Here is a 24,160-nt window from a genome sequence, read left to right as displayed (position 1 = left end):
TGGCTGAAAAAGAAGAGAACCCCCACATGGTGTGAGTCTGTGGGGGTTTTGTTCTTTATGCTGTCTAAGCTTTTTCAGACCATTGCACTGGAGCACCACCATGCGTCGTCACACTCGTTGCGCCTTGTTTCTCACCTTTGCTCTGGCCCCAGTGCTGGCTAGCGCCGTAGAGCTGCAGCCCGGTGTCTGGGAGGTCAGCGCGCACAACATGCAAGTCGGCGGTCAGGCTATGCCGGGCATGGATCAGATCCTTGCGCAGATGCAGAACCTGCCGCCGGCGCAGCGCCAGATGATGGAAGGCATGATGGCCGAGCGCGGTGTGAAACTCGGTGCCGGTGGGGTGCAAATCTGCCTGACCGAAGCGCAGATCAAGTCGCAGGACATTCCCCTGCAGGACCCTAACTCTGGTTGTAACCAGCAGATCACCGAACGCAGCGGCAACCTGTGGAAATTCCGCTTCACCTGCCCGGATGCGCAAGGCGAGGGGGAAACCCGCTTCGTCAGCGACAAGGAGTTCACCACCCAGGTCAACGGCACCTACAAGGGCCAGCCGAGCAGCATGGAGAGCCAAGCCCGCTGGATTGGGGCGGATTGCGCCACTCTCAAAGGCAACTGAGATACAGCTGAAGATGTAAATTATTCGTATTGACTTGGTGGGGAGCCTGCTGCGAGAATTTTGTCGCTAATTATTAGCATTTGCGATTGGCAAATGTCTGCCAGGGAGGCATTCGGCTGCGAAGGGACTGCCAGCGGTTATCGACAGCGCATCAGGAGATCCTCCCTTGTTCAGCAGAAAAACCCACCTGGCCGTGGCGATTGCGGCCGCCTGCAGTTTCAACCATGCCGTGGCCAGCGAGCAGGAGCAGCTCGAGCTCGATGCCCAGACCGTGGTCGGCGACAGTGCAGCGGCCGAGGTCGACAGCTACAAGTCCACGCCCAGCAGTGCTGCGACCAAGCTCGACCTGACCCCGCGGCAGACGCCGCAGTCGATTTCCACCCTGAGCAGCGCCCAGCTGCGCGATTTCAAGCTCACCAGCGTCAACGATGCGCTCAAGGCCGTGCCGGGCGTGCAGGTGCAGGAAGTTGAAACCGATCGTACCTACTACACCGCTCGCGGCTTCGACATTACCAACTTCCAGTACGACGGCATCGCCGTACCCTTCGTCTACGGCAACGTCGAAGGCGACCTGGACACCGCCATGTACGAACGAGTGGAGGTGATTCGCGGCGCCAACGGCCTGATGTCCGGCACCGGCAATCCCTCGGCGACGGTCAATTTCGTGCGCAAACGGCCCACGCTGGCACCGCAGGCGCGCGTCGACCTGACGGCCGGCTCCTGGGACAAGCGGCGTATCGATACCGACGTATCCGGTGCGCTGACCGATGCCGGCAACATCCGCGGCCGCGTGGTGTATGCCAACGAAAACAAGAACTCCTACCTCGACCGCTACTCGCGTGAGAAGAACGTGTTCCATGGTGTGCTGGAGTTCGATCTGGATGACCGTACTCTCTTCACCCTCGGCCACACCCTGCAGACCAGCGACGCCAACTCGCCGATGTGGGGGGCGTTGCCGCTGGTCTATCAGGACGGTGGCAAGACCGACTATTCGCGCTCTACCAGCACCGCGACCGATTGGGCCTACTGGGACAACCAGGAAAATCGCACCTTTGCCGAGCTGGCGCACACCTTCGACAATGGCTGGCAGGCCAAGACAGTGGTCACCCGTGTCGAGAAGAAGAGCGATGGCTCGATGTTCTATGTCTACGGCACGCCGAACCGCCAGACGGGTGCAGGCCTGTATTCCTATCCGTCCGAATACAACGAAAAGAACAAGCAGCTGATCGTCGATCTGCAGGCCAGTGGCCCTTTCAATCTGGGCGGTCGTCAGCACGAAGCGGCCTTGGGTGGCAGCTGGTCGCGCTCCGAACTTGAGGATCTGTCCTGGTACGACTCCAGTACCGGCACCATGCTGCCGCCGCTGGAGCAGTGGACCGGCAATTATCCGAAGCCCCTCAACGACAACGGCAGCAATGGCAGTGACTTCACCGACCGCATGAAGAGTGTCTACGGTGCAGCACGTTGGAGCCTGACCGATGATTTGAGCCTGATCACTGGCGCTCGCGTGGTCGACGTGAAGAGCGATGGCACCAACTATGGCCTGGCCAAGTCGTCGAAGAACAGCGGCAAGGTCGTACCTTACGCGGGCATCGTTTACGACATCACCGATCAGTCCTCGGTCTACGCCAGCTATACCGAGATCTTCACCCCGCAAACCAAGAACGATGTGAGTGGCTCGCGTCTGGCTCCCCTGGAGGGCGTGAACTACGAAGCCGGTATCAAGGGTGAACTGTTCGACGATAAGGTCAACGTTTCCCTGGCTGTGTTCCGTACCGAGCAGGACAACTTCGCCGAGCAGGCCGGCATGAATGGTTCGGTGGCTTACTACCGCGCTATCGAAGGCCTGACCAGCGAAGGCTACGAGCTGGAGTTCTCCGGCGAACCGCTGGAGGGTCTGCAGCTCAGCGCCGGCTACACCTTTGTCGATATCACCAATGCCGATGGCTCGCATGCGGTGACCTACTCGCCCAAGCACATGATCAAGACGGCTGCTACTTACCGCATCCCGGGTATGGAGAAGCTCAAGGTCGGCGCCGCCGTGCGTTGGCAGGACGATATCAAGATCGCCGTGCCACTGACGGCCGATGACGGTTTCACTTCGATTGGCACTGCCGACGCCAAGCAAAAGGCCTACGCCGTGGTCGACCTGATGGCCAGCTACGACATCGACCCGAACTGGAGCGTGTCGGCCAACCTCAACAACCTCACCGACGAGAAGTACCTGAACAGCCTGTACTGGTCCCAGGCCTACTACGGTGCCCCACGTAACGTCAGCGCTACCCTGACCTGGAAATACTAATACTGACAGCCAGGGCCGCCCGTGTGGGCGGCCCTGTCGTCGATGAGAGATTTCGATGCGCCCGATTCTGGTACTGCTGCACCGCTGGTGCGGCCTGTTCATCGCCCTGTTCCTGTTCACCGCCGGCTTGACCGGCGCTGTCATTTCCTGGGATCACGAACTGGACGAATGGCTCAACCCGCACCTGTTCGACGCGCAAAGCGCAGGGCCGGCGCAGGACCCGCTGCAGCTGGTCGATGCCCTGGAAGCACGCGACCCACGTTTGCAGGTGAGCTTTATGCCGCTGGCGCTGGAGCCTGGCCATGCACTGGGGATCTTCGTCGACCCGCGTATCGATCCGGCCACCGGCAAGGCCTTTGATCTGGGCTTCAATCAGCTCGGCATCGACCCGGTGAACGGCGATATCCAGGGGCAGCGCGAGTGGGGGGCGATCTCCCTGAGCCGGGAGAACCTGCTGCCGTTTCTCTACAAGTTGCACTACAGCCTGCACATCCCGGATGGCTTCGGCATCGAGCTGGGCGTGCTGTTCTTCGGCATCGTCGCCATCGTCTGGTGCCTCGATTGCCTGGTCGCGCTGTGGCTGTCGTTCCCCAACCTGCGTAGCTGGCGCAAGTCGTTCGCCTTTCGCTGGCGCCAGGGCGGCTACAAGCTCAACTTCGACCTGCACCGCTCCGGCGGCGTGTGGATCTGGCTGCTGTTGTTGATCCTCGCCGTCACCTCGGTATCGATGAATCTCGAACGCCAGGTGGTGCGTCCGCTGGTGGAGCTGTTCTCGCCGCTGACGCCAAGCCCTTTCGCCAGTCGTACACCGGTGACCCTGGATGAGCAGATCGTGCCGCAGATCGACCGCCGCCAGGCCATCGCCATTGCCGACGCAGAAGCGCGGCGGCTGGGGTGGCAGGCGCCTGCCGCCGGGTTGTTCCACTCGGCGGAGTTCGGTGTTTACGGCGTCGGCTTCTACGAGCTGGGCGATGACCATGGCGATGCCGGGTTGGGCAATCCCTGGATCTACGTCGACAGCCGCAGTGGCGAATTGGCCGGTGCGCACGTACCCGGCACAGGTAGTGCCGGGGATATCTTCCTGCAGGCGCAGTTCCCGCTGCACTCCGGGCGCATCATCGGATTGCCGGGGCGGATTCTGGTGTCGTTGCTGGGCCTGGCCGTTGCTGGCCTGTCCGTGACCGGCATGGTGATCTGGGCCAGGAAACGTCGTTCGCGCGTGTTCGCCGAACAGCGTCTGCGCGGCGGCTCACAGGCCGTGGCGTAAACGCAGCGCTGCGACCTGATCGGCTCGCTCCGTGAGGAAGCGATTGAACGCCTTGATCAGCTCGGGGTGGTTGATGCTCGACAGGTAGTAGTGATCCTCCACATGCGGCAGCTCCGGGTCGAACACCAGGCTGTCGGGCGCCATGCGCATTTGCCGGAGTTGGTGAGCGACTACCTTGGGGTTGAGGTAGACCGCGTCAACGCGGTCACTGGCGGCCATGCGCAGCAACGAGTCGATCTGGTTGGCCTGGATCAGGCGGATTTTTCCGGCGCGAATGTCCGCCAGGTAGGGCCAGGGCGTAAAGCCGTTCTGTGTGCCGAGCAGTTCGATGCGTTGCTGGCCCTGCCCGAGGTACCGCGGCTTGACCAGCATGCCGTCGACATAAGGCGCTGCCGGGTGGCTGTAGTGGATGTCGCGGCCGGCTTTCTGGTCGGCATTCCATTGCGGGTGATCGGGGAACTTGAGGTCGACCCGGCCGGACAGGAAATCGCCGAGCAGCCGTCTGACCGGCAGCGGCGTGTAGACGAAGCGATAGCCATACTCGGCGGCGAAGGCGTCCAGCAGGTCGCGGGCGTAGCCGCGGTACTCACCGTTCTCCACGTCGGAATACGGTTGATAGGGCTGAAGTTCGACGCCGACGCGAATGTCCTCCTGCGCGGCGACGGGCAGGGCGAGCAGGCAGAGCAGCAGGGCAAAGCACTTGGTCATGGTAGGCAGGGTCTCGCTGACAGCTAACAGCGGCTGGCACCCTAACCATAGCTGTGCCTCAGAGAATCGGCGAGATCAGCCTTGCTACGCGCATGCCCAGTTGCTGCAGGCGGTGCAGGTTGCGCCGGTCGGCGTTGACCAGCTCGCGCGAGCGGCTGAAGTCGTCTTCCAGCATGGCGGCGACCTGAGCGTTGAAACCGTCGTCGAAGGTCAGCAGGCTGACCTCGAAATTCAGGCGGAAGGAGCGGTTATCCAGGTTGGCGCTGCCCAGCATGCTGACATCGTGATCGATCAGCAAAGCCTTCTGATGCAGGAAGCCCGGCTGGTAGCGAAAGATGCGCACGCCCGCGCGCAAGGCTTCGAAGGCATACAGGCTGGAGGCGGCGTAGACGATGCGATGGTCCGGGCGTGCCGGCAGCAGCAGGCGCACGTCGACGCCACGCATCACTGCCAGGCGCAGTGCGGCGAACAGCGCTTCGTCGGGCACGAAGTAGGGGCTGCTCAGCCAGATCCGCTCGCGTGCCGCATGAATCGCCTCGACGAACAGCAGCGAGCAGGTCTCCTGCGGGTCGGCCGGGCCGCTGGCGACCACCTGGCAGAGCAGGCCGGGTTCGTCCTGCTTGCTCGGCATCAGCAGCGGTGGCAAGCGTTTGCAGGCCCAGTACCAGTCTTCGGCGAAAGCTTCCTGCAGGCTGGCCACCACCGGTCCGCGCACCTCGACATGGGTGTCGCGCCAGGGCGCCAGCGGCGGCTTCTGCCCGAGGTATTCGATGCCGACGTTGAGTCCGCCGAGAAAGCCGATCTCACCGTCGACCACGACGATCTTGCGGTGGTTGCGAAAATTCAGCTGAAAGCGATTGAGCAGCCCAGAGCGCGTGGGGAAGGCGTGTATCTGCACGTTGCCGCGGCGCAGGCGGTCGATGAAGGCGGAAGATAACGAATGGCTGCCGACGCCGTCATACAGCACATGCACCTGTACGCCAGCGGCGGCGCGTTCCAGCAGTACGTCTTGCAGGCGGCGGCCGAGGCGGTCGTCGCGAATGATGAAGAACTGCAGCAGGATCACCTGCTGGGCGCCGGCCAGGGCGTTGAAGATCGCCGCGAAGGTGGCCTCGCCATCGATCAGCAATTCGACGCGGTTGCCGGTCAGGCCGGGCAAGTGCGACAGGCGTGGCAGGGCACGTACGCGGTCGTAGGCGGGCGACAGGTGCGCGGCCTCGGCTTCCTCGACCCAGGGGCGCCAGTCCTGTTCGGCCATGGCGTGGTGCATTTCCTGGTCGGCCTGGCGCCGTGCCTTGACGTAGGCATCGAAGCGACTGCGCCCGAACACCAGATATGGCAGCAGCGTCAGGTAGGGCATGAAGAACAGCGACAGCCCCCAGGCCAGCGCACCCTGGGCGGTGCGCACGGTCAGCACGGCGTGGATCGCGGCCAGTACGCCGAGGGCGTGAATGGTGGCGATCAGGTAGGCGAACAGGTGGGGAATGCCGAAATCGGCAGGCATGCAGGTTCTTCCTTTCACAGGCTGTGTGCAACTGACTACGGCGGTTGCAGGGCGTTCTGCGTACATCCTGCCACGGTGTTTCCTGGTGTGGCAGTGCCGGGCAAATTGCCACCTTACAGGGAATTATTCGGGACTCTCATGTGTCTGTGAGTCTGAGTGAGCGGAATTCATGTGTTACTCTTTCTGGTTCGACCCGTCTGTGGGTCGTCTTTAATTGGAGGAGGGCATCCGTCCTGTTCACGCTCGTCTAGCGAGTCAAACGCATCAAGGAGCACGCCACGTATGGGAAACGTCCCTTCGCATGACACGACCCCGCCATCCGCAGCGGAAACCCACGAAGGCATCCCGGCACCGTCCGGTGAGGCCAACCTGATCGACACCGATTACGTCATCGGTCAGGACAACATCAGAGGGCAATTCGTTTTCGCCCTCGACATCCATGGCAAGGTCTTCACCATCTCCGCGATCGTCGCGGTGATCTTCGTGATCCTCGCCCTGGCTCTGCAGAACCAGATCGAGCCGCTGTTCAGTGGCCTGCGCGACTGGCTCACCCACCACATGGCCTGGTTCTTCATCGGCGCCGCCAACATTTTCGTCGTCCTCTGTATCGGGCTGATCCTGTCGCCACTGGGCAAGGTACGCCTCGGCGGCAAGGACGCGACGCCCGACTACACCTACATGGGCTGGTTCTCCATGCTGTTCGCCGCCGGTATGGGTATCGGCCTGATGTTCTACGGCGTGTCCGAGCCAATGTCGCACTACAGCGCGGCGATGGGTGGGATCACCGTCGGTGAAGATGGCGTGCGTACCGACTGGGCACCGCTTGGCGGCGCTGCCGGCAACGCAGAAGAAGCCGTGCGTCTGGGCATGGCTGCGACCATCTTCCACTGGGGCCTGCACCCCTGGGCGATCTACGCCATCGTCGCCCTGGCCCTGGCGCTGTTCTCGTTCAACAAGGGCCTGCCGCTGTCGATCCGTTCGATCTTCTACCCGATTCTCGGTGAGCGCGTCTGGGGCTGGCCGGGGCATATCGTCGACATCCTCGCGGTGTTCGCCACCCTGTTCGGTCTGGTCACCTCGCTGGGGCTTGGCGCGGAGCAGGCGGCTGCGGGTGTGGAGTACCTGTTCGGTATCCCGGCGACGGACACCACCAAGGTGCTGCTGATCATCGCCATCACCCTGATCGCACTGGCTTCGGTAGTCGCCGGTCTCGACAAGGGCGTCAAGCGCCTGTCGGAGATCAACATGGGCCTGGCCATGGCCCTGTTGTTGTTCATCATCATCGCCGGGCCGACCCTGGTGATCTTCACCGACTTCTTCAAGAACCTCGGTGCTTACCTGCAGTACCTGCCGGCGCTGTCCAACCCGGTCGGTCGTGAAGATGCCAACTTCAGCCAGGGCTGGACCGCCTTCTACTGGGCATGGTGGATCAGCTGGTCGCCGTTCGTCGGCATGTTCATCGCCCGCGTCAGCCGTGGTCGCAGCGTGCGTGAGTTCCTCGTCGCCGTGCTGCTGGTGCCGTCGCTGGTGTCGGTGCTGTGGATGACCGCCTTCGGTGGTACCGCCATCAACCAGCTGCTGGTCGATGGTTTCACCGGTGCGCAGGAAGCCGGCCTGGAGCTGAAGCTGTTCAGCATGCTCGGTGAAATGCCGCTGACCGGTATCACCTCGTTCATCGGCATCGTGCTGGTGGTGGTGTTCTTCATCACCTCGTCGGACTCGGGCTCCCTGGTGATCGACACCATCACCGCCGGCGGCAAGGTCAACGCACCGGTACCGCAGCGCGTGTTCTGGGCCAGCATCGAAGGCGTGATCGCCATCGCCCTGCTGCTCGGCGGCGGTCTGGTGGCGCTGCAGGCCATGGCCGTGTCGACGGGCCTGCCGTTCACCATCGTGCTGCTGGTGGGCTGTATTTCCATCGTCAAAGGTCTGATGAGCGAGCCGCGTTAAGCGATGAACGACCCCTCTCCCATGGACGGGAGCGGGTCGTTCCGGCCATAAATGAAAACGCCGCGAACCTGTCAGGGGCCGCGGCGTTTTCGTATCTGGCGGTCGTGCATCAGCACTCGATGATATTTACCGCCAGGCCGCCACGGGCGGTTTCCTTGTACTTGGTCAGCATGTCCGCGCCGGTCTCGCGCATGGTCTTGATTACCTTGTCCAGGCTCACGTAGTGCGAGCCGTCGCCGTACAGCGCCATGCGCGCGGCGTTGATGGCCTTCACCGAGGCGATGGCGTTGCGCTCGATGCAGGGGATCTGCACCAGGCCGCCGACCGGGTCGCAGGTCAGGCCCAGGTGGTGCTCCATGCCGATTTCCGCCGCGTTCTCGACCTGCTCCGGGGTGCCGCCCAGCACCGCACACAGCGCACCGGCCGCCATCGAACAGGCCACGCCCACTTCACCCTGACAGCCGACTTCGGCGCCGCTGATCGAGGCGTTTTCCTTGTACAGGATGCCGATGGCGCCAGCGGTGAGCAGGAAATCGATGATGCCGCGCTCGCTGGCGCCGGAAATGGCGTTGGCGTAGTAGTGCAGCACGGCCGGGATGATGCCGGCGGCGCCGTTGGTTGGAGCCGTCACCACGCGGCCACCGGCGGCGTTTTCCTCGTTCACCGCCAGGGCCCAGAGGTTGACCCAGTCGAGCATGCGCAGCGGGTCTTCCAGGTAGCTGCGCTGGAAGCCGCCCAGCTTGCGCGCCAGGATCGCGGCACGGCGACGTACCTTGAAGCCGCCCGGCAGAATACCTTCGGTGCGGCAGCCACGGTCGACGCAGGCCTGCATCACCTTCCAGATTTCCAGCAGGCCGGCATCGGTCTCTTCGTCGCTGCGCCAGTGACGTTCATTGCGGCGCATCACCTCGGCAATGCCGATGCCGTTCTCGCGCGCCAGGCGCAGCAGGTCGGCACCACTGGTGAACGGCAGCGGCAGGCTGGTGGCATCCGGGGCGATGACCTTGTGCTTGGAGCCGTCGGCGAGGATCGCCTCGCTGACCACGAAGCCGCCACCCACCGAGTAATAGGTGGCTTCGTGCACCTGAATGCCGGCGGCATCGAAGGCGGCGAAGCGCAGGCCGTTGGCATGCAGCGGCAGCGCCTTGCGGAACATCTTCAGGTCGGCCTTCTCGTCGAAGGCGACAGAGTGCTTGCCGGCCAGAACGATGCGCTTGTCGCGGCGGATGGCCTCGATGTAGCCCGGAACCTGGTCCACGTCGACGGTATCCGGCTCATGGCCGCTGAGGCCGAGCAGCACCGCCTTGTCACTGCCGTGGCCCTTGCCGGTGGCGCCCAGCGAGCCGTACAGCTCGGCGGCGACGCGGGTCACCTGCGGCATGTGATCGTGGTTTTCCAGCGCATGGGTGAACAGCGCGGCCGCCCGCATCGGGCCGACGGTGTGGGAACTGGAGGGGCCGATACCGACTTTGAACAGGTCGAAAACGCTGATAGCCATGGCGAGATTCTTCTTCTGTGGGCACGGCTGAAAACCCGGTTTTCAGCGATGCCTGTATGTGGGTGAACCACGCGCCCGGTTCAGCGCGTGTGGATATCTCTATCTAAGGCCGGCCATATCATTATGTATACTGATTTATTTTTAACCTATTCGTTAGCGACCCTTAACTATTGAGATCGCGTCATGGACATCACCCGCCTGCGCACCCTGCGTGAACTGGCCCGTTGCCGCACCATGGCCGCCGCTGCCGAGTCGCTGCACCTGACGCCCTCGGCGGTTTCGCAGCAGGTGTCCCAGCTCGAACGCGAAGCGGACATGGCGCTGATCGAACGGCGCGGGCGCGGCGTGGTGTTGACCCCGGCCGGCGAGCGCCTGGTGGCGCACGCCGAGCGCATTCTCATGGTGCTCGACGAAGCGCGCTCGGAGCTGGCGCTGCTACGCGGCGAAATCGCCGGTGTGCTACGTGTGGCGGCTTTCCCCTCGATTGCCGTGGCGGTAATCGCGGAAACCGTGCGTGCGTTGCGCAGCGCCTACCCGCGGCTGAACGTGGTGGTATTGGAACTGGAACCGCAGGAAAGCCTCAGCGCCCTCGGCGCCTGGCAGATCGACGTGGCGGTGATCGACGACCTCGCCGTGCAGCCCGACGAAAACCGCGAGAACTACGCGCTGATTCCCCTGACTCAGGACCAGCTGCACGTGCTGCTGCCCATCGACCATGCCCTGGCCCGGCGCGACAGCCTGACCATCGCCGAGCTGCGCGACGAAGCCTGGGCGCTGGATTCCACCGGCAGCTCGTTCGGCGAATTCATCACCAACCTGTGCCGCCGTTCGGGTTATGCGCCGCGCATCAATGCCCACTGCGCCGGCTTCGAGATGGTCGCGGCCATGGTCGCCTCAGGCAACTCCATCTCCATTGTTTCCGGCCTGCGCCTGGTGCGAACGCTACCCGGCGTCACCGCCGTGCCGCTGCTGCCGGCTATCCAGCGCGGCGTCTTTCTCGCCTACCGCAAGGGCGAGCGCGATCACCCGGCGGTCAACGTGTTTCTTGATGAGGCGGTTTATACGGCGGACAAGGTGCTGGGTTAGCCCGTTCGTGTGATAGGGGCTTTTGCCGCGATGCTCTTGGCTTTTCGATGGGGCCGACGCACATCGTGGGCATCATCCGTCTAGCCGACTTTTACTCCACGGGCGCGAGAGCCTCTTGAGCCGCTTCAGCCTCCAACTTCGCCCTGTCAGCCTTGCTGATGTACTTGGGTTTGCTGCTTTTGGGCGCTAGCTTGGCATTGGCCTTCTTGGCGTGAGCTTCGAGCAGTTGTTTGATCTTTTTGCGGCGGTTCATGGGCGTGTGCCTGTGCTGCCGTGAATGAATGGCGCTCACTCTAGCTGCGCAAGCGCCAATAGGTGTACCAGCCGTTGTTGATGACCTGGCTGTTCTTCGGGGTTCCCAGCAGCACCGCGAAAAAACCGAACAGATCGACGCCGGACGCGACCGCATTCCCCAAGATCAGCGCTCCAACCCACCATGCACTCGTCTGGCAGGCGATTGCCAGGAACATGGGAACTACCGAAAGTAGCAGGAAAGGGCTGACCAGGCCGAACAGGAAATTGGCGCGGCTTCGTTCACCGTCATAGTGGGCGTAGAAGACCAGATGAGACGGCCAGAAGCCCAGCGTGGTTCGCGCAGATGTACCTCGGTCGGGTTGCATCATGGCGTGTATTGTCTCGTGAGTGATGACAAGCCCTGCATAGAGCAACAGCAGCTTGTAAAGCGTCAGGCCCTGAAGATCGATGGGGGTGAGCTTGAATAGCATCACGGCAAAGCTGACCGCCAGCAGAAGGCTCAGGGGAACCGCAATGAGCCAGGTCGATACCCATGGCTTGGGTTCCTTACACGGGGTCCAGTTGCCGGCGAGAGGATCGAAATCCTCGTTCACCGGTATCGAGCCAATTCTGAATTTCACCATGACGCGTGCCTGCAGCGAAATGAACACGGGGCGCAGTGTTGCCCGGGCTGACGGCGACAGGGAAACTGCATCGGCCGCCGTCTTCGAGCACTCAAGGCCTTCCGTCAGTTCTCGATGTATTCGGAGTTGACCAACTGCGTGTGCCTCGCGGTCAGCGTCTGCCGGCTGCTATCGGAATAGATGCTGGCGATCACGGCGTAATTCGTGTGTGCAGCGATGCCCTGTACGGCAGGTGAGGTCAGCACCCACACGTTGGGGTAGGGCGATGGCGTCATTTTCTTCAGGTCTTCGAGAGGGCCCGCCAGGACAAACGGCTGCGAGCTGTCGGCTGGGTTCTGGAACTCGACCACCGCGTAGGCACTTTCCGGCAGGGTCTTGGTGATGACCAGGTTTACCCCGTAGCGATAGGTGGGCGGATTGCCCAGCGTGATCACGAACCCACCGCCGAGGGTCGTGAAATATTCGCTTTGTTCCGGCTTTGGCAGGTTGGAGAGCGATGCGCAGGCGGCCAGGAGAAAAGACGCGAGGATGATGACGGGCAAGGTTTCTTTCATGAAGTCCCTTTGATGAGCAGTCCTGTGGCAGCACTTGGCGCAGCATTCGAGCTGCGCTTCAGCCGGGGCAAACGCTAGAGCATTTGCCCTGACGTGTCCATGCGATGAGATCGGCCCGTGCGCCGGCAGCGCCCGGCATGCGCGAATAGAAGCGCCGCGCCGGGGCTATCAGCCCCAGACCGCCCCCACTGGCGTATGCGCCGGATAGTGCCTCGCTACCTGCGCCTGTAGCAGCTCGCCACAGGCCAGCGCGTCGGTCAGCGCATGGTGTGCCGAGTACAGCGGCAGACCGTAGCGCAGGCGACTGTCGGCCAGGCGGATGGAGGTGGGCTGGCGGCCGCGCAGGCGGTCCCACCAGCTTACGGTGCGCTTGGGGTGCAGGCGGGCTTCCAGTTCCATGGTGTCGATGATCGGGAAGACCAGGCCTTCGCCCAGGTGCTGGCGCACGGCCTGGTCGAGGAAGCTGCGCTCGATATTACGGTAGTGCGCCACCACCACCTTGCCGGCCAGGGTTTCGAGCAGCTCTTCGAGCACGTTGGCCAGGCGCGGGGCGTGGCGGATGTCGCTGTGGGTGATGTGGTGGAAGGTGACCGATTCGGCACTCAACTCGCTGGTGGGTTTGACCACCCAATAACGGGCTTCTGCGCAGCGGATACGCTGCAGGCTCAGCGGCACCAGGCCAAGGCTGACGATGGCGTGTTCACGCGGGTCGAGGCCGGTGGTTTCCACGTCCAGTGCTACCAGCGGCACTTCCGCCAATGGCGTATCGGCGGCGACGCAGCCGGCGCCGTAGAAGGCGCGCAGGCGCGGGTCGCGGCTGCTTTCGGCGAGGCTGGCGAACAGTTGCGGCCAGTCCTGGGCTGCGCGTTCGCTCATCGCGGTCGGCTCGCCGGTTGCGCCGGGTAGCGAAAGCGCAGGAATTTCTGCGCGTTGCTGATCACCTGGAAGGCTTCCTTGAGGTGCTGGCGTTCGCTGGCGCTGAACTGTTCCGGCTCGATGTAGTTGCTCGGCGCGTTGCCGGCCTCTACTTCACGGGCCTGGTGGCGCACACGTACCAGGCTGAGGAACTCGAAGGCGTAACGCAGGTGTTCCAGCGCCTCCTTGGGCAGCAGCTTGGTGGCGGCGATGGCGTCGAGACGATCCAGCGAGTTCTGCGCCTTGGAGCCACAGGCCAGGGCGTGCACGCGGATCAGGTCGGTGAGCGGCGCGGTGCCGCGGCCCTTGAGGTTGATGATGTTGCGGTGGCGGCCATCGGTTTCCATCACGAAGGTGCGGAAGAAGCCCAGCGGTGGCGTGCGGTTGAGCGCGTTGCGCGCCAGCGCGGCGAGGAAGGCGGGGCTGGCACTGGCTTTTGCGGCGAGCAGGTCCTTGAGGTTCTCCACCAGCTCGGTTTCGCCATAGAGGCCGTCGAGGTCGAAGAAGATGCTGGCGTTGAGCAGGGTTTCCGGGTTGGGCCGCTCGATCCATTCGCTGAAGTACTGCCGCCACACCTTCAGCGGCTGCCGCCACTTGGGGTTGGTGGCCATGATGCCGCCCTTGCAGTAGCTGTAGCCGCAGGCGGCCAGGCCGTCGCTGACGAACTGCGCCAGTTCGGCGAAGTAGGCGTCGTGTTCGTCCGCATCGAAGCGGTCGTCGAGCACCAGGGCGTTGTCCTGGTCGGTGAGCAGCAGTTGCTCGTCGCGAGCCATGGAGCCGGCGACCATGAAGCAGTAAGGCACTGGCGGCGGGCCAAGTTTCTGTTCGGCCAGCTCCAGCAGGCGCTGGCTGAAGGCGCGGCCGATGCCGCTCATGGCGCTGCCGACCATGTGCGCGCTGGCGTCGTCGGCGACCATGCGCACGAAGGTGGCGCGCAGGTCAGGCAGCAGGCTCTTGAGCCCCTCCACCGACGTCTTGTTGAAGATGCCGTTGACCAGATACAGGCTGCTGCGCGACTCGTAGCGGATGATGTCGGCCAGCGCCACCACGCCCACCGGGCGGCGGCGATGCAGCACCGGTAGATGGTGGATGTTGTTGCGCAGCATGCACAGCATGGCCTCGAACACCGAGTCGTCGGCCTGCAGGGTGATGGGGTTGGGCGTCATGATCTGGCTGACCGGGGTGTCGCTGGGCAGGCCAGCGGCAACCACGCGGGTACGCAGGTCGCGGTCGGTAAGGATGCCGGCCATCACCTGGGTCTGTTGCTCGGCCACGTCCACCTGGTGCGGGTCGGGCCAGCGCGTGCCGGGATCGACGACGATCACCGAGGACACACTGTGCTCGGTCATCACCTGCGCCACCTGCTGGATCGGCGTGTCCAGCGGCACGCTGACCGCTCCGCGCGAGATCAGCTTGCGCACCTTGATCTTCATCAGCTCGCTAGCCTTGCCGTGGCTGTCTTCCTGCGCGGACTTGAGCCGTGACTGACCTTCGGCCTCGACGAAGTCGGCGAAACTGTCGAACTGCTCGCACAGTTGCTGGAACAACACGCCGGGGATGAAGTAAATCAGGCTATCTTCCAGCGCGGTGGCGCCCAGGCGCACCTTGTTGCCGCGCAGCAGGCCGGCCTGGCCGAAGATGTCGCCCTCGGTCAGGCGGTTGTGCAGCTCGCCGCCACGCCTGTGGATTTCCACAGCGCCGCTGCGTACGTAGTGCAGCTCGTGGATCGGCGCACCGACGGCGAGGATTTCGCTACCGGCCTTGAAGTAGCCCACTTGCACCTGGCGGGCGATCTCGTCGAGAGTCTGCTCCGGCAGATTGTCGAAAGGGGCGAAGCGATTCAGGTGGTCGCGGATCTCGATCAACTCGATCTGCATGCGGGCCTCGCTGACTGGCTGGCACTACAGGATACGGGCTGCCACGATGTCAGCGCAAAGTGAGTGGTCATCGGCCAATCAAGGAGAGGCTATGCAGGTTTCAGGATTAGGGTGGCTGGTGGGCGCGCTGCTGGTGCTCGGCGGCGCCACGGTTTTCTACTACAACCGCCTGGTATTCAACCGTCACCGCGTGGCCGAGGCCGGCAGCGGCATCGATGTGCAACTCAAGCGCCGCGCCAGCCTGATTCCGGCGCTGGTGGAATGCGTACGGCAGTACATGAGTTACGAGCAGAGCACGCTGCAGGCGCTGGTGCAGGAGCGCATGCGTGCGGTGCAACTGGCCGACTCGCCGCTGGGCCAGCGCGCGCCAGTGGAGGCGCAACTGGGCAGCCAATTGCGCCAGCTCTTCGCCCTGGTCGAGGCTTACCCCGAGCTCAAGGCCGACGACCAGTTTCGCGAGTTGCAGGGCAACATCAGCGAGGTCGAGAACCATATCCAGATGGCGCGGCGTTACTACAACGGCGCGGTGCGTGAGCTGAACGTGCTGGTCGAGTCGGTGCCGAGCAATCTGGTGGCGCGCCTGTTTTCCTTTACCCCGGCCGAATACTTCACGCTGGATGATCCGCTTGACGGTCAGTCGCCGAAGATGGAGTTCTGAACATGCACGGATGGCTGCGTGGCCTGTTGCTGCTATTGGTTCTTTTGCCTGGCGTGACGCTGGCGCAGGAGGCCATCGAGGATTTTGCCGTGAGCCTGCAGGTCGAGGCGGACGGCAACCTGCTGGTGACCGAGCGCATTACCGTGCGTGCCGCAGGTCGGGACATTCGCCGTGGCATCTATCGCGATCTGCCGGTCAGCTATGCGTTGCCGATGGGGCTGGAGCAAAGCAGCCCGATCACCCTGCTGGGCGTGACCCGCGATGGCCGGCCCGAGTCGGTACGCCGCGAGCGCAACGGCGCCTGGGTGCGCTTCTACCTGGGCTCGCCGAACATCCTGCTGGAGCCGGGGCGCTATCGCTACGAGCTGCGTTATCGGGTTGGCCGCGCCCTGTTGCATCACGCCGATACGGACGAGCTGTACTGGAACGTCACCGGCAACGGTTGGCTTTTCCCCATTCGCCAGGCCACGGTGGAGGTGCGCCTGCCGGCGGGGGCGCGCATCGGTCAGTTGGCTGCGTATACCGGGGCCCAGGGCGATCGGGGCCAGGACTTCCGGATACTCGAACGGCGCGATGACTACCTGCGCCTGGCCACCACCGAGACGCTGCCGGCCTATCACGGCCTGACCGTGGCCGTGGACTGGCAGGCCGGACTGGTGCCACGTCCAGGCTTGGTGCAGAACGCCAGCCGCGCCGTGCTGGACAATCTGGGGGTTGGCATCGGCGGCGTGTTGCTGATCGGTCTGTTGCTGTTCTACCTGCGCGCCTGGAAGCGCGTCGGCCGCGATCCGCAGAAGGGCGTGATCATCCCGCTGTTCGAGGGGCCGCAGGGTATGAGCGCGGTGCAGGCGGGCTATCTCTGGCATCGCGGGTTGCGCGGCGCTTTCGGCGAGGCACCGGCCTTCAGCGTGTGGCTCACCGACATGGCCATCCGCAAGCATCTGCATATCGAGGACAAGCCGCACGGCGGCGGCTTCAGCCTGGCCCGCGACCAGGGCGCGGGCAGTGACATGAGCGAGCCGGATCGCGACCTGCGCAAACGTCTGTTTCCGGCCAACAAGATTGGTATTGCTCTGATCATCGGCACTCAGTACGAGCCCCGTCTGGCGGATGCGGTGGCCGGGCTGAGCAGCCAGCTTGGCGAGCAGGGCAAGGCCTGGTTTGCCAACAACCGTGGCATCTGGGCTTTGGGGTTGGTGTGGGCCGCATTGGCATGTGCCGCAACGGTGCTCTTGAGTGGCCAGGGCGAAGATGAGTGGGCCACAGGTCTGGCCGGACTGGTGTTCAGCCTGGGTTTTGGCGTGCCGGCACTGGTCGTGTTCAACATGGCCCGCCATCAGCCCAGCTTCGGTAAGCAGATGGGGCTGTATCTGGTCGCGCTGATGTTCGGCTGGCCAGTGCCGGTAGGGCTGATGATGATCTCAGCGTCGGTGTCCGTACCAGCGTTGCTGCTGATCGTCGCCTATGTCGCACTGGTGCTGGCGTTCTATTACCTGTTGCCGGCGCCAACCCCGGAGGGGCGACACCTGCTCGATGCGCTGGAAGGCTATCGCGACTACCTGCAACTGGCCGAGAGCGACGTTCTGGCGCTGGCGGGTGATGCGCCGGCGATGAGCATCGCCCTGTACGAACGCCATCTGCCCTTCGCCATGGCCCTGGGCGGCGAGGACAAGTGGAGCGCGCGCTTCAGCGCGGCACTGGCCAGCGGCCTGATCGACCCCGAGCAGCGCGATTATCAGCCGACCTGGTATCACAGTCGCAGTAGCTACAGTTCCCCGCAAGCGATGAGCAGTGCCCTGGCGGCCGGCCTCAGCAGCGCTACGGCGTTGGCGTCGACGCCCCCGCAGTCGAGCAGCTCTTCGGGCGGCGGTGGTGGTGGATCTTCCGGTGGCGGCTCTTCCGGCGGTGGTGGCGGAGGAGGCGGCGGCGGGGGGTGGTAGTACAGCCTCAATCGCGCCGATATCGCAGTGGCAAGCCCTGGCAGTCGTCCTGCACCTGGCCGGCGTGCCAGGCCAGTTGCCCGGAGACGAAGGTGCTGCGCACGGCATGGCGGAAGGCTCGCCCTTGGAACGGCGTCCAGCCGCAGTGGGCGAGGATCGGGTCGGCCGCCACCGGGCGTGGCTCGGTCAGGCGTTCGACCAGGGTCAGGTCGGCCCAGTAGCCTTCGCGCAGGTAGCCGCGCTGCTCGATGGCGAAACGTTCGGCTACGGCGTGGCTGGTCTTTTCCACCAGCATGGGCAGGGGCAGTAGGTCGTCGGCCACCAGCTCCAGCAATGACGGCAGGGCGTGCTGCACCAGCGGCAGGCCGGATGGCGCCTGCATATAGGGGCGCTGCTTTTCCTCCCAGGTATGCGGCGCATGATCGGTGCCGATGATGTCCAGGCGCCCGCAGAGCAGCGCCTGGCGCAGGGCGTCGCGGTCGGCCTGGGTCTTGATCGCCGGGTTGCACTTGATCAGGTGGCCGAGCTGCGCGTAGTCGCGCTCATCGAAGTACAGATGATGGGCACAAACCTCCGCGGTGATCTGCTTGCCGGCTAGCGGGCCAGACTGGAACAGGCTCAGCTCGTGGGCCGTGGTCAGGTGCAGCACATGCAGTTGGGTGCCGTAGCGGCGCGCCAGACTCACGGCCAGGCTAGAGGACTGGTAGCAGGCTTCGGCGTCGCGGATCGCTGGGTGTTCGCCGGCCGGGATGTCATCGCCATATTGCGCCTGCCACTGCGCCTCGCGTTCGCGGATGCGCGGGGTGTATTCGCAGTGGGTGAGCAAAATGGTCGGGCAGTCGCGGAACAGCCGTTCCAGCGCTGGCAGGTCGTCGACCAGCATGTTGCCGGTGCTGGCGCCCATGAACACTTTCACCGCCGCCACGCGGTTAGGGTCGAGCGCGGCGACGGTGTCGAGGTTGTCGTGGCTGACGCCGAAGTGAAAGCCGTAGTTGACCTTCGAGCAGCTGGCGGCGCGTTGTTCCTTGGCCGCCAGGGCTTCCAGCGTCAGGGTCGGCGGGTTGGTGTTGGGCATGTCCATGACGCTGGTGATACCGCCGGCCACTGCCGCCTGCGACTCGCTGGCGAAGCTGCCCTTGTGCGGCGCGCCGGGGGCGCGAAAGTGCACCTGGTCATCGATCATGCCCGGCAGCAGGTAGTGCCCGGCGGCGTCGAGCAGGTCCTCGCCGGGCTGGTGGGCGAGGCTGCCGGCGATGGCGTCGATGCGCCCGTGGCGGATGCGCAGGTCGGCCTCGAACACGCGGCCCTCGTTGACCAGGCGGGCGTTACGGATCAGCACGCTCAGAACTCGTTCTGCAGGGCTTTGTAGCCCCGCACCAGGTCGATGTTGGTGCGGGCCACGTCCTCGGAGAACTCGCTGGCCGAGACGCTGACGCGCGGCAGGCTGGCCAGGTCAGTCTTCGGCCCGATGCGTTGGGTGGAGGTGACGTGGAAGCCTGCCGGCAGGTCGCAACCGTCGACCACGGCGTTGTGCCGCACCACGCAGCCGTCGCCGACGGCGCAGTTGAACAGCACGCTGTTGAAACCGATGAACACGCGGTTACCGACGCTGCACGGGCCGTGGATGATCGAGCGGTGGGCGATGGATGTGTGCTCGCCGATAGTCACCGCCGCGCCGGACTTGGAGTGAATCACCACGCCGTCCTGGATGTTGGAGTTGGCGCCGATGACGATGGGCTGCATGTCGCCGCTGGCGTCCACCTCGTCGGCGCGGATCACCGCGTAGGGGCCGACGAAGACGTTGTCATGGATGATCACCTTGCCGCAGATGATGGCGGTCTTGTCGACATAGGCGGATTCGGCGATGACCGGCAGGTGGCCGGACGGATTCTTGCGGATCATGGTCGCTCCTTGGGCGAGGGTTCGGGCACCGGGTCGTAGCCGCCCGGATGCCAGGGGTGACAGCGCAGCAGCCGGCACAGGCTCAGCCAAAGGCCGCGTAGCAGGCCATGCTTTTCCAGTGCCTCGACGGCGTAGTGCGAGCAACTGGGGTGAAAGCGGCAGCGCGGCCCGAGTAGCGGGCTGATCAGATACTTGTAGAAACGCACCAGGGCGATGGCCAGACGCTTCATGCTGGGCCGCTCACGGCCACGCGCAGCTGTTCGCCGTCGAGATCGTTGTAGAAACAGTTGGGTCGGCCGGTATGGCAGGCCGGGCCGAGTTGCTCGACCTTGATCAGCAGGGCGTCGCCGTCGCAATCGAGGTGCGCGCTGAGCAAGCGCTGGCGATGGCCGCTGGTTTCGCCCTTGCGCCACAGTTGTTGGCGCGAGCGCGACCAGTAGCAGACCTGGCCGCTGGCCAGGGTTTCCTGCAGCGCGCTGCGATTCATCCAGGCCAGCATCAGCACCTCGCCGCTGTCGTGGCGCTGGGCGATCACCGGGATCAGCCCGGCGTCGTTCCAGGCGATGGCCTCCAGGGCCTCACTCAGCGCCACGGTGTGGCCGGCGTCGGCGGATTCCAGCTGCAACCAGAAGGCGTCGGCAGTCATAGCTCAGCTCCAGTTCCAGCGGCTTTGTGCCACTGCGTCGTGGGCGTGCAGGCTTTCCGCGTGTACGACCTTGAGGTGGAAGCCGCTGGCTTGCGGCAATTGGCACAGGGCGCGGTGCAGGCGGCGTGCGGCGTCTTCGCAGAACATCAGGTTCTGCCCGTTGGCGAGGGCGAAGGCCTGTTCGTCAGCGCGCTTCACCGCGGTCTGTACCGGCGTGCCGAGGGCCTGTTCGGCGCTGTCGATCAACTCCAGTACGGGCAGTTCGACGCAGCCCGGTGCCAGGCGCAATTGCAGGGTCGCCGTGCTGCGCTGGCTGTGCGGGGTGGCGACGATACCCTGAGTCGAACCGAGCCAGTCGAGCACGCTGGAGTAATCCACCTGCTGATCGGGAAAGTCCCAGGCGAAGCGTTGCTGGATCAACTGCCGTGCCAGCGCTGCCGAGCAAGGGCAGGTGGACGAGTAGCTGACCTCGACCTGCAATTCGATGTTCACGCCACGGCCGTCCTGCCGGGCGCGCAGTTCGAAGGGGTAGCCCTTCCAACCACTCAACGGGCTGACCAGCGCCGGACGCTTGAGTGGCACCTCGCCGCGCAGCGTCAGGGTGGCGCTGTCGGACAGCTCCTGGTGGCTGCTCAGGCAGTCGTCCAGCACCTGCAGCACTGCCGGCACGTTCAATGGCTGATGCACTAGACGCTGCGCCGCCAGGTACAGGCGCGACATGTGGATGCCGCGCGCGCCGGCATCGTCGAGGCTCACGCCGATATCGACGCTGGCGGTCACGGCGGCGTCCGCCAAACGAATGGGCAGGGCGATGCCGGCCATGCCGACCCAGTCCAGCGGCAGGTCATGGTGGGTGGCTTGGGCGGCAATATCCGGCAGAGGCTGTTCGTTCATCGTAAATCCGTGGGTGGCGATCAGAAATAAATGTTATGTTATAACAATTAAAACAAGCCAGCCGATTTGCCATGACCTTGACCGCGACTACCGAAGCCGAACTGCTGGCTCAGCCAGCCGACGACTACATGAACGACGCCCAGCAGCAGTTCTTTCGCGAGCTGCTGCTAACCCAGCGAGCCGAGTTGCAGGCGCGCATCGAGGAGGAATTCACCGAGCTGCGCCAACCCGAGATCAGCAGCGATGTCGCCGATATCGGCGCCGCCGAGGAGCAGCGGCAGTGGCAGCTGCGCCTGCTGGAGCGGGAAAAGAAGCTGCTGGACAAGATCGACCAGGCGCTCGAACGCCTGGCGCGTGGCGAATACGGCTGGTGCGCCGAGACCGGCGAACCCATCGGCCTGAAACGCCTGCTGCTGCGCCCGACCGCGACCCTGAGCATCGAAGCCAAGGAGCGTCAGGAGCAGCGCGAAAAACATCAGCGTGACCGTGACTGAACGAGGAACACCCCATGAATCAGCGTCTACCCGTTACCGTGCTGTCCGGCTTTCTTGGCGCCGGCAAGAGCACCCTGCTCAACCATGTGCTGAAGAACCGTGAAGGCCGCAAGGTCGCGGTGATCGTCAACGACATGAGCGAAATCAACATCGACGGCGCCACCGTCCAGCAGGACGTCAGCCTCAACCGCGCCGAAGAGAAGCTGGTGGAGATGAGCAACGGCTGCATCTGCTGCACCCTGCGCGAAGACCTGCTCGACGAGGTCAGTCGCCTGGCCAGCGAAGGCCGCTTCGACTACCTGCTGATCGAGTCCACCGGCATCAGCGAGCCGCTGCCGGTGGCCGAAACCTTCACCTTCCGCGACGAGCAGGGACGCAGCCTGTCCGACCTGGCGCGGCTGGACACCATGGTCACGGTGGTCGACGGAGTGAACTTCCTGCGCGATTTCCATGAGGCAGACAGCCTGGCCAGCCGGGGCGAAACCCTGGGCGAGGAGGACGAGCGTTCGATCACCGACCTGCTGATCGAGCAGGTGGAGTTCGCTGACGTCATCCTCATCAGCAAGATCGACCTGATCAGCCAGGCCGAGCGCGAGGAGCTGATGGCTATCCTGAGTGGGCTCAACACCCACGCCGACATCCAGGCCATGAGCATGGGCCAGATCGCCTTGGACAAGATCCTCGACACCGGCCGCTTCGACTTCGACCGCGCCTCGCAGGCGCCGGGCTGGCGCAAGGAGCTGCGCGGCGCGCACGTGCCGGAAACCGAGGAATACGGCATCGCCTCCAGCGCTTACCGCGCGCGCCGGCCGTTCCATCCGCAGCGCTTCTTCGACTTCCTCTCTCAGGAATGGCGCAACGGTCGTCTGCTGCGCTCCAAGGGCTTTTTCTGGCTGGCCAGCAAATACCAGGAGGCCGGCAGTTGGTCGCAGGCTGGCGGGCTGATGCGTCACGGCCTGGCCGGGCGCTGGTGGCGCTTCGTGCCCAAGCAGCACTGGCCGCAGGACGAGGAAGGTCTGCAGACGATCATGAAGCACTGGAGCGCTGAAGTCGGTGATTGCCGCCAGGAGCTGGTGTTCATTGGCCAGAACATCGACTTCCCGCAGTTGGTACGTGAGCTGGACGACTGTCTGCTGACCGATGAGGAAATGGCCGGCGGCCCGGATGCCTGGCGTTTGCTCGCCGACCCGTTCGGTGCCTGGCAACAGGAGGCCGCCTGATGTTCGCCTTGCAGTTGCCGAACCCGGCTCGGCAGGTGCTGGGCGAGGACATCCAGGTGCTGGGTGAGGTGCTGCAAGACGGCGTCAATCTGGCCGTCTGGCAGCGTCGCCTGCCGGCGCCGATCGCCGACTTCACCGACGCGCTGCTGGCGCAAGGTGAGCCGCTGGCGCAGTCCATGACCCTGGAGCTGTCGCGTGCGGACAGCGAGCCAAATCTCGATGGCCTGGTGGCGCAGTACGCCGATCTGCCGGGTCAGGCGGCCTTTCTCGCCGATGTGGCCTGGCTGGTGCGGGCCTATGCCTGCCTGCTCGACGCCCAGCGCATCGGCCTGCGCCTGCGCGCGCTGGACAAGGCCATGTGCCCGCGTTTTCACGTCGACCACGTGCCGCTGAGGCTGATCACCAGCTATGCCGGTGTCGGCAGCGATTGGCTGGAGGAGGGCGTGATGCCGCGCAGCAAGCTCGGTCAGCCGGGTGCCGAGCCGCAGGACGAGGCGTTGATCCAGCGCCTCGAAAGCGGACATGTGGCGTTGGCCAAGGGAGAGAAATGGCACGGCAACGAAGGGCGCGGATTGATCCACCGCTCGCCGCAGCCGCCGGTGGGTGAGCGACGTCTGTTGTTGACCCTGGATTGGCTGGCTTGAGTCGTGCGAAACCGCAGTTGCGTGGGGTGCGCACAGCCTAGGCGGCCCCGCGACACCCTACGGATAGAGGCAAGCCCTTAAAAAATAGGCCGGAGCGACTGCCCCGGCCTTAAGCACCAAGAGATCATGTCGACGCGTGACTCGACATGAGGGTTACGTGAGGTACCCGCAGCCATTAGGCGCTTGTTGGATGACGCTTTGATGTCAGGGCTTGATCCATGTGCCCTGATATTGCGTCTTGCAAGCCGGTTCAAGGTACAACGCGTCGCTGGCCACGCCGTAGTAGTGGATATCCTGCAGGTACATACCGCTACCGGCGCGGGCGTTCTGGCAGACGCCGTGGGCACCCTTGGGGCACTGCTCGACAAACTCCACCTCGACCGTCTGGCCTTGCAGCTGCGGCTGGCAGAAACCGTCGCGAAATAGCGTGGTGGGGATGTTGCGATTCTCCTGGCAGACCTTCACGTCCAGGCGTTCGGCCTGGCTGTGCACCACGCAAGCTTCGGCCAGGGCCAGGCCCGGCAGCAGGGAAAACAGCAACAGCCATGCACGCATCGTTTCGACTCCCGAAAAACTGCCGGCGAATCTAACATGCTGTTTTTTTGCA

24 protein-coding genes are annotated in these 24,160 nt (G+C 64.2%); 10 read left to right on the top strand and 14 right to left on the bottom strand.

The window, feature by feature from the left end; all coding sequences use genetic code 11:
- The first annotated feature begins 100 nt into the window (after positions 1 to 100).
- From EGJ86_RS03930 to EGJ86_RS03920, 3 genes are all read left to right on the top strand, one after another.
- Positions 101 to 616 carry a DUF3617 domain-containing protein gene (locus EGJ86_RS03930; RefSeq protein ID WP_125834137.1) on the top strand — a complete coding sequence of 172 codons (516 nt, stop codon included), beginning with the start codon at positions 101 to 103 and terminating at the stop codon, positions 614 to 616.
- A 166-nt stretch (positions 617 to 782) separates the two neighbouring features.
- A complete protein-coding gene (locus tag EGJ86_RS03925) occupies positions 783 to 2,918 on the top strand; it encodes a TonB-dependent siderophore receptor (protein WP_125834136.1) in 2,136 nt (711 codons plus the stop codon).
- Between the two features lie 55 nt (positions 2,919 to 2,973).
- Positions 2,974 to 4,185, top strand: a complete 1,212-nt coding sequence (locus EGJ86_RS03920; RefSeq protein ID WP_125834135.1) for a PepSY domain-containing protein — start codon at positions 2,974 to 2,976, stop codon at positions 4,183 to 4,185.
- On the opposite strand, the gene EGJ86_RS03915 is transcribed toward EGJ86_RS03920, so the two are convergent.
- Positions 4,168 to 4,893 carry an ABC transporter substrate-binding protein gene (locus EGJ86_RS03915; RefSeq protein ID WP_125834134.1) on the bottom strand — a complete coding sequence of 242 codons (726 nt, stop codon included), beginning with the start codon at positions 4,891 to 4,893 and terminating at the stop codon, positions 4,168 to 4,170. The genes EGJ86_RS03920 and EGJ86_RS03915 overlap by 18 nt on opposite strands.
- A gap of 58 nt (positions 4,894 to 4,951) precedes the next feature.
- Positions 4,952 to 6,397, bottom strand: a complete 1,446-nt coding sequence (cls, locus tag EGJ86_RS03910) for a cardiolipin synthase (protein WP_125834133.1) — start codon at positions 6,395 to 6,397, stop codon at positions 4,952 to 4,954.
- Between the two features lie 282 nt (positions 6,398 to 6,679).
- Between cls and EGJ86_RS03905 the strand changes: the two genes are divergently transcribed.
- The gene (locus EGJ86_RS03905) at positions 6,680 to 8,347 is read left to right on the top strand and encodes a BCCT family transporter (protein WP_125834132.1); all 1,668 of its coding nucleotides are present in this window, start codon (positions 6,680 to 6,682) and stop codon (positions 8,345 to 8,347) included.
- A gap of 109 nt (positions 8,348 to 8,456) precedes the next feature.
- Here EGJ86_RS03905 and EGJ86_RS03900 read toward each other — a convergent pair whose 3' ends face one another.
- A complete protein-coding gene (locus EGJ86_RS03900) occupies positions 8,457 to 9,845 on the bottom strand; it encodes an L-serine ammonia-lyase (RefSeq protein ID WP_125834131.1) in 1,389 nt (462 codons plus the stop codon).
- Between the two features lie 183 nt (positions 9,846 to 10,028).
- Here EGJ86_RS03900 and EGJ86_RS03895 point away from each other — a divergent pair, with 183 nt between their 5' ends.
- Complete coding sequence (locus EGJ86_RS03895) at positions 10,029 to 10,931, top strand: LysR family transcriptional regulator (RefSeq protein ID WP_125834130.1); 903 nt, start codon at positions 10,029 to 10,031, stop codon at positions 10,929 to 10,931.
- 91 nt (positions 10,932 to 11,022) lie between these two features.
- On the opposite strand, the gene EGJ86_RS03890 is transcribed toward EGJ86_RS03895, so the two are convergent.
- From EGJ86_RS03890 to EGJ86_RS03870, 5 genes are all read right to left on the bottom strand, one after another.
- Positions 11,023 to 11,184 (bottom strand): DUF2986 domain-containing protein, encoded by a 162-nt coding sequence (locus EGJ86_RS03890; protein WP_125834129.1) that lies wholly within the window; start codon positions 11,182 to 11,184, stop codon positions 11,023 to 11,025.
- Between the two features lie 40 nt (positions 11,185 to 11,224).
- Positions 11,225 to 11,809 (bottom strand): DUF3267 domain-containing protein, encoded by a 585-nt coding sequence (locus tag EGJ86_RS03885; RefSeq protein WP_125834128.1) that lies wholly within the window; start codon positions 11,807 to 11,809, stop codon positions 11,225 to 11,227.
- A gap of 104 nt (positions 11,810 to 11,913) precedes the next feature.
- On the bottom strand, positions 11,914 to 12,363 hold the full coding sequence (locus tag EGJ86_RS03880) for a hypothetical protein (protein WP_125834127.1): 450 nt from the start codon (positions 12,361 to 12,363) through the stop codon (positions 11,914 to 11,916).
- Between the two features lie 168 nt (positions 12,364 to 12,531).
- Complete coding sequence (locus EGJ86_RS03875; RefSeq protein WP_125834126.1) at positions 12,532 to 13,239, bottom strand: 3'-5' exonuclease; 708 nt, start codon at positions 13,237 to 13,239, stop codon at positions 12,532 to 12,534.
- Complete coding sequence (locus EGJ86_RS03870) at positions 13,236 to 15,155, bottom strand: DUF294 nucleotidyltransferase-like domain-containing protein (protein WP_125834125.1); 1,920 nt, start codon at positions 15,153 to 15,155, stop codon at positions 13,236 to 13,238. Before EGJ86_RS03870 ends, EGJ86_RS03875 begins: the two co-directional genes overlap by 4 nt.
- Positions 15,156 to 15,246: 91 nt before the next feature.
- Here EGJ86_RS03870 and EGJ86_RS03865 point away from each other — a divergent pair, with 91 nt between their 5' ends.
- Complete coding sequence (locus EGJ86_RS03865) at positions 15,247 to 15,813, top strand: LemA family protein (RefSeq protein WP_125834124.1); 567 nt, start codon at positions 15,247 to 15,249, stop codon at positions 15,811 to 15,813.
- 2 nt (positions 15,814 to 15,815) lie between these two features.
- On the top strand, positions 15,816 to 17,753 hold the full coding sequence (locus tag EGJ86_RS03860; RefSeq protein ID WP_125834123.1) for a DUF2207 domain-containing protein: 1,938 nt from the start codon (positions 15,816 to 15,818) through the stop codon (positions 17,751 to 17,753).
- Positions 17,754 to 17,760: 7 nt separating this feature from the next.
- Here EGJ86_RS03860 and EGJ86_RS03855 read toward each other — a convergent pair whose 3' ends face one another.
- The 5 genes from EGJ86_RS03855 to folE2 are packed head-to-tail and all read right to left on the bottom strand — an operon-like array spanning position 17,761 to position 21,195.
- Positions 17,761 to 19,098, bottom strand: a complete 1,338-nt coding sequence (locus EGJ86_RS03855; RefSeq protein WP_125834122.1) for a dihydroorotase — start codon at positions 19,096 to 19,098, stop codon at positions 17,761 to 17,763.
- A complete protein-coding gene (locus tag EGJ86_RS03850) occupies positions 19,095 to 19,655 on the bottom strand; it encodes a carbonate dehydratase (RefSeq protein ID WP_074938559.1) in 561 nt (186 codons plus the stop codon). Before EGJ86_RS03850 ends, EGJ86_RS03855 begins: the two co-directional genes overlap by 4 nt.
- Entirely contained in the window at positions 19,652 to 19,885 is a 234-nt protein-coding gene (gene yidD, locus EGJ86_RS03845; RefSeq protein ID WP_125834121.1) for a membrane protein insertion efficiency factor YidD, read from the bottom strand. The genes EGJ86_RS03850 and yidD overlap by 4 nt, the downstream gene beginning before the upstream one ends.
- Positions 19,882 to 20,301 (bottom strand): phosphoribosyl-AMP cyclohydrolase, encoded by a 420-nt coding sequence (gene hisI / locus EGJ86_RS03840; protein ID WP_099525130.1) that lies wholly within the window; start codon positions 20,299 to 20,301, stop codon positions 19,882 to 19,884. Before hisI ends, yidD begins: the two co-directional genes overlap by 4 nt.
- Before the next feature lie 3 nt (positions 20,302 to 20,304).
- Entirely contained in the window at positions 20,305 to 21,195 is an 891-nt protein-coding gene (gene folE2, locus EGJ86_RS03835) for a GTP cyclohydrolase FolE2 (RefSeq protein ID WP_125834120.1), read from the bottom strand.
- 71 nt (positions 21,196 to 21,266) lie between these two features.
- Here folE2 and dksA point away from each other — a divergent pair, with 71 nt between their 5' ends.
- The 3 genes from dksA to EGJ86_RS03820 are packed head-to-tail and all read left to right on the top strand — an operon-like array spanning position 21,267 to position 23,553.
- A complete protein-coding gene (gene dksA, locus EGJ86_RS03830) occupies positions 21,267 to 21,689 on the top strand; it encodes an RNA polymerase-binding protein DksA (protein ID WP_099525132.1) in 423 nt (140 codons plus the stop codon).
- A 14-nt stretch (positions 21,690 to 21,703) separates the two neighbouring features.
- Entirely contained in the window at positions 21,704 to 22,909 is a 1,206-nt protein-coding gene (gene zigA / locus EGJ86_RS03825) for a zinc metallochaperone GTPase ZigA (protein ID WP_125834119.1), read from the top strand.
- Complete coding sequence (locus tag EGJ86_RS03820) at positions 22,909 to 23,553, top strand: DUF1826 domain-containing protein (RefSeq protein WP_125834118.1); 645 nt, start codon at positions 22,909 to 22,911, stop codon at positions 23,551 to 23,553. Before zigA ends, EGJ86_RS03820 begins: the two co-directional genes overlap by 1 nt.
- A gap of 204 nt (positions 23,554 to 23,757) precedes the next feature.
- Here EGJ86_RS03820 and EGJ86_RS03815 read toward each other — a convergent pair whose 3' ends face one another.
- A complete protein-coding gene (locus tag EGJ86_RS03815) occupies positions 23,758 to 24,108 on the bottom strand; it encodes an NADH:ubiquinone oxidoreductase (RefSeq protein ID WP_125834117.1) in 351 nt (116 codons plus the stop codon).
- Between the last annotated feature and the right edge of the window lie 52 nt (positions 24,109 to 24,160).

The organism is Pseudomonas sp. o96-267 (genome assembly GCF_003935465.1).
Classification (GTDB): Bacteria; Pseudomonadota; Gammaproteobacteria; order Pseudomonadales; family Pseudomonadaceae; genus Aquipseudomonas; species Aquipseudomonas sediminis.
Note: the sequence above shows the minus strand (reverse complement) of the source record. Positions and strands in the feature narration are given on the sequence as shown.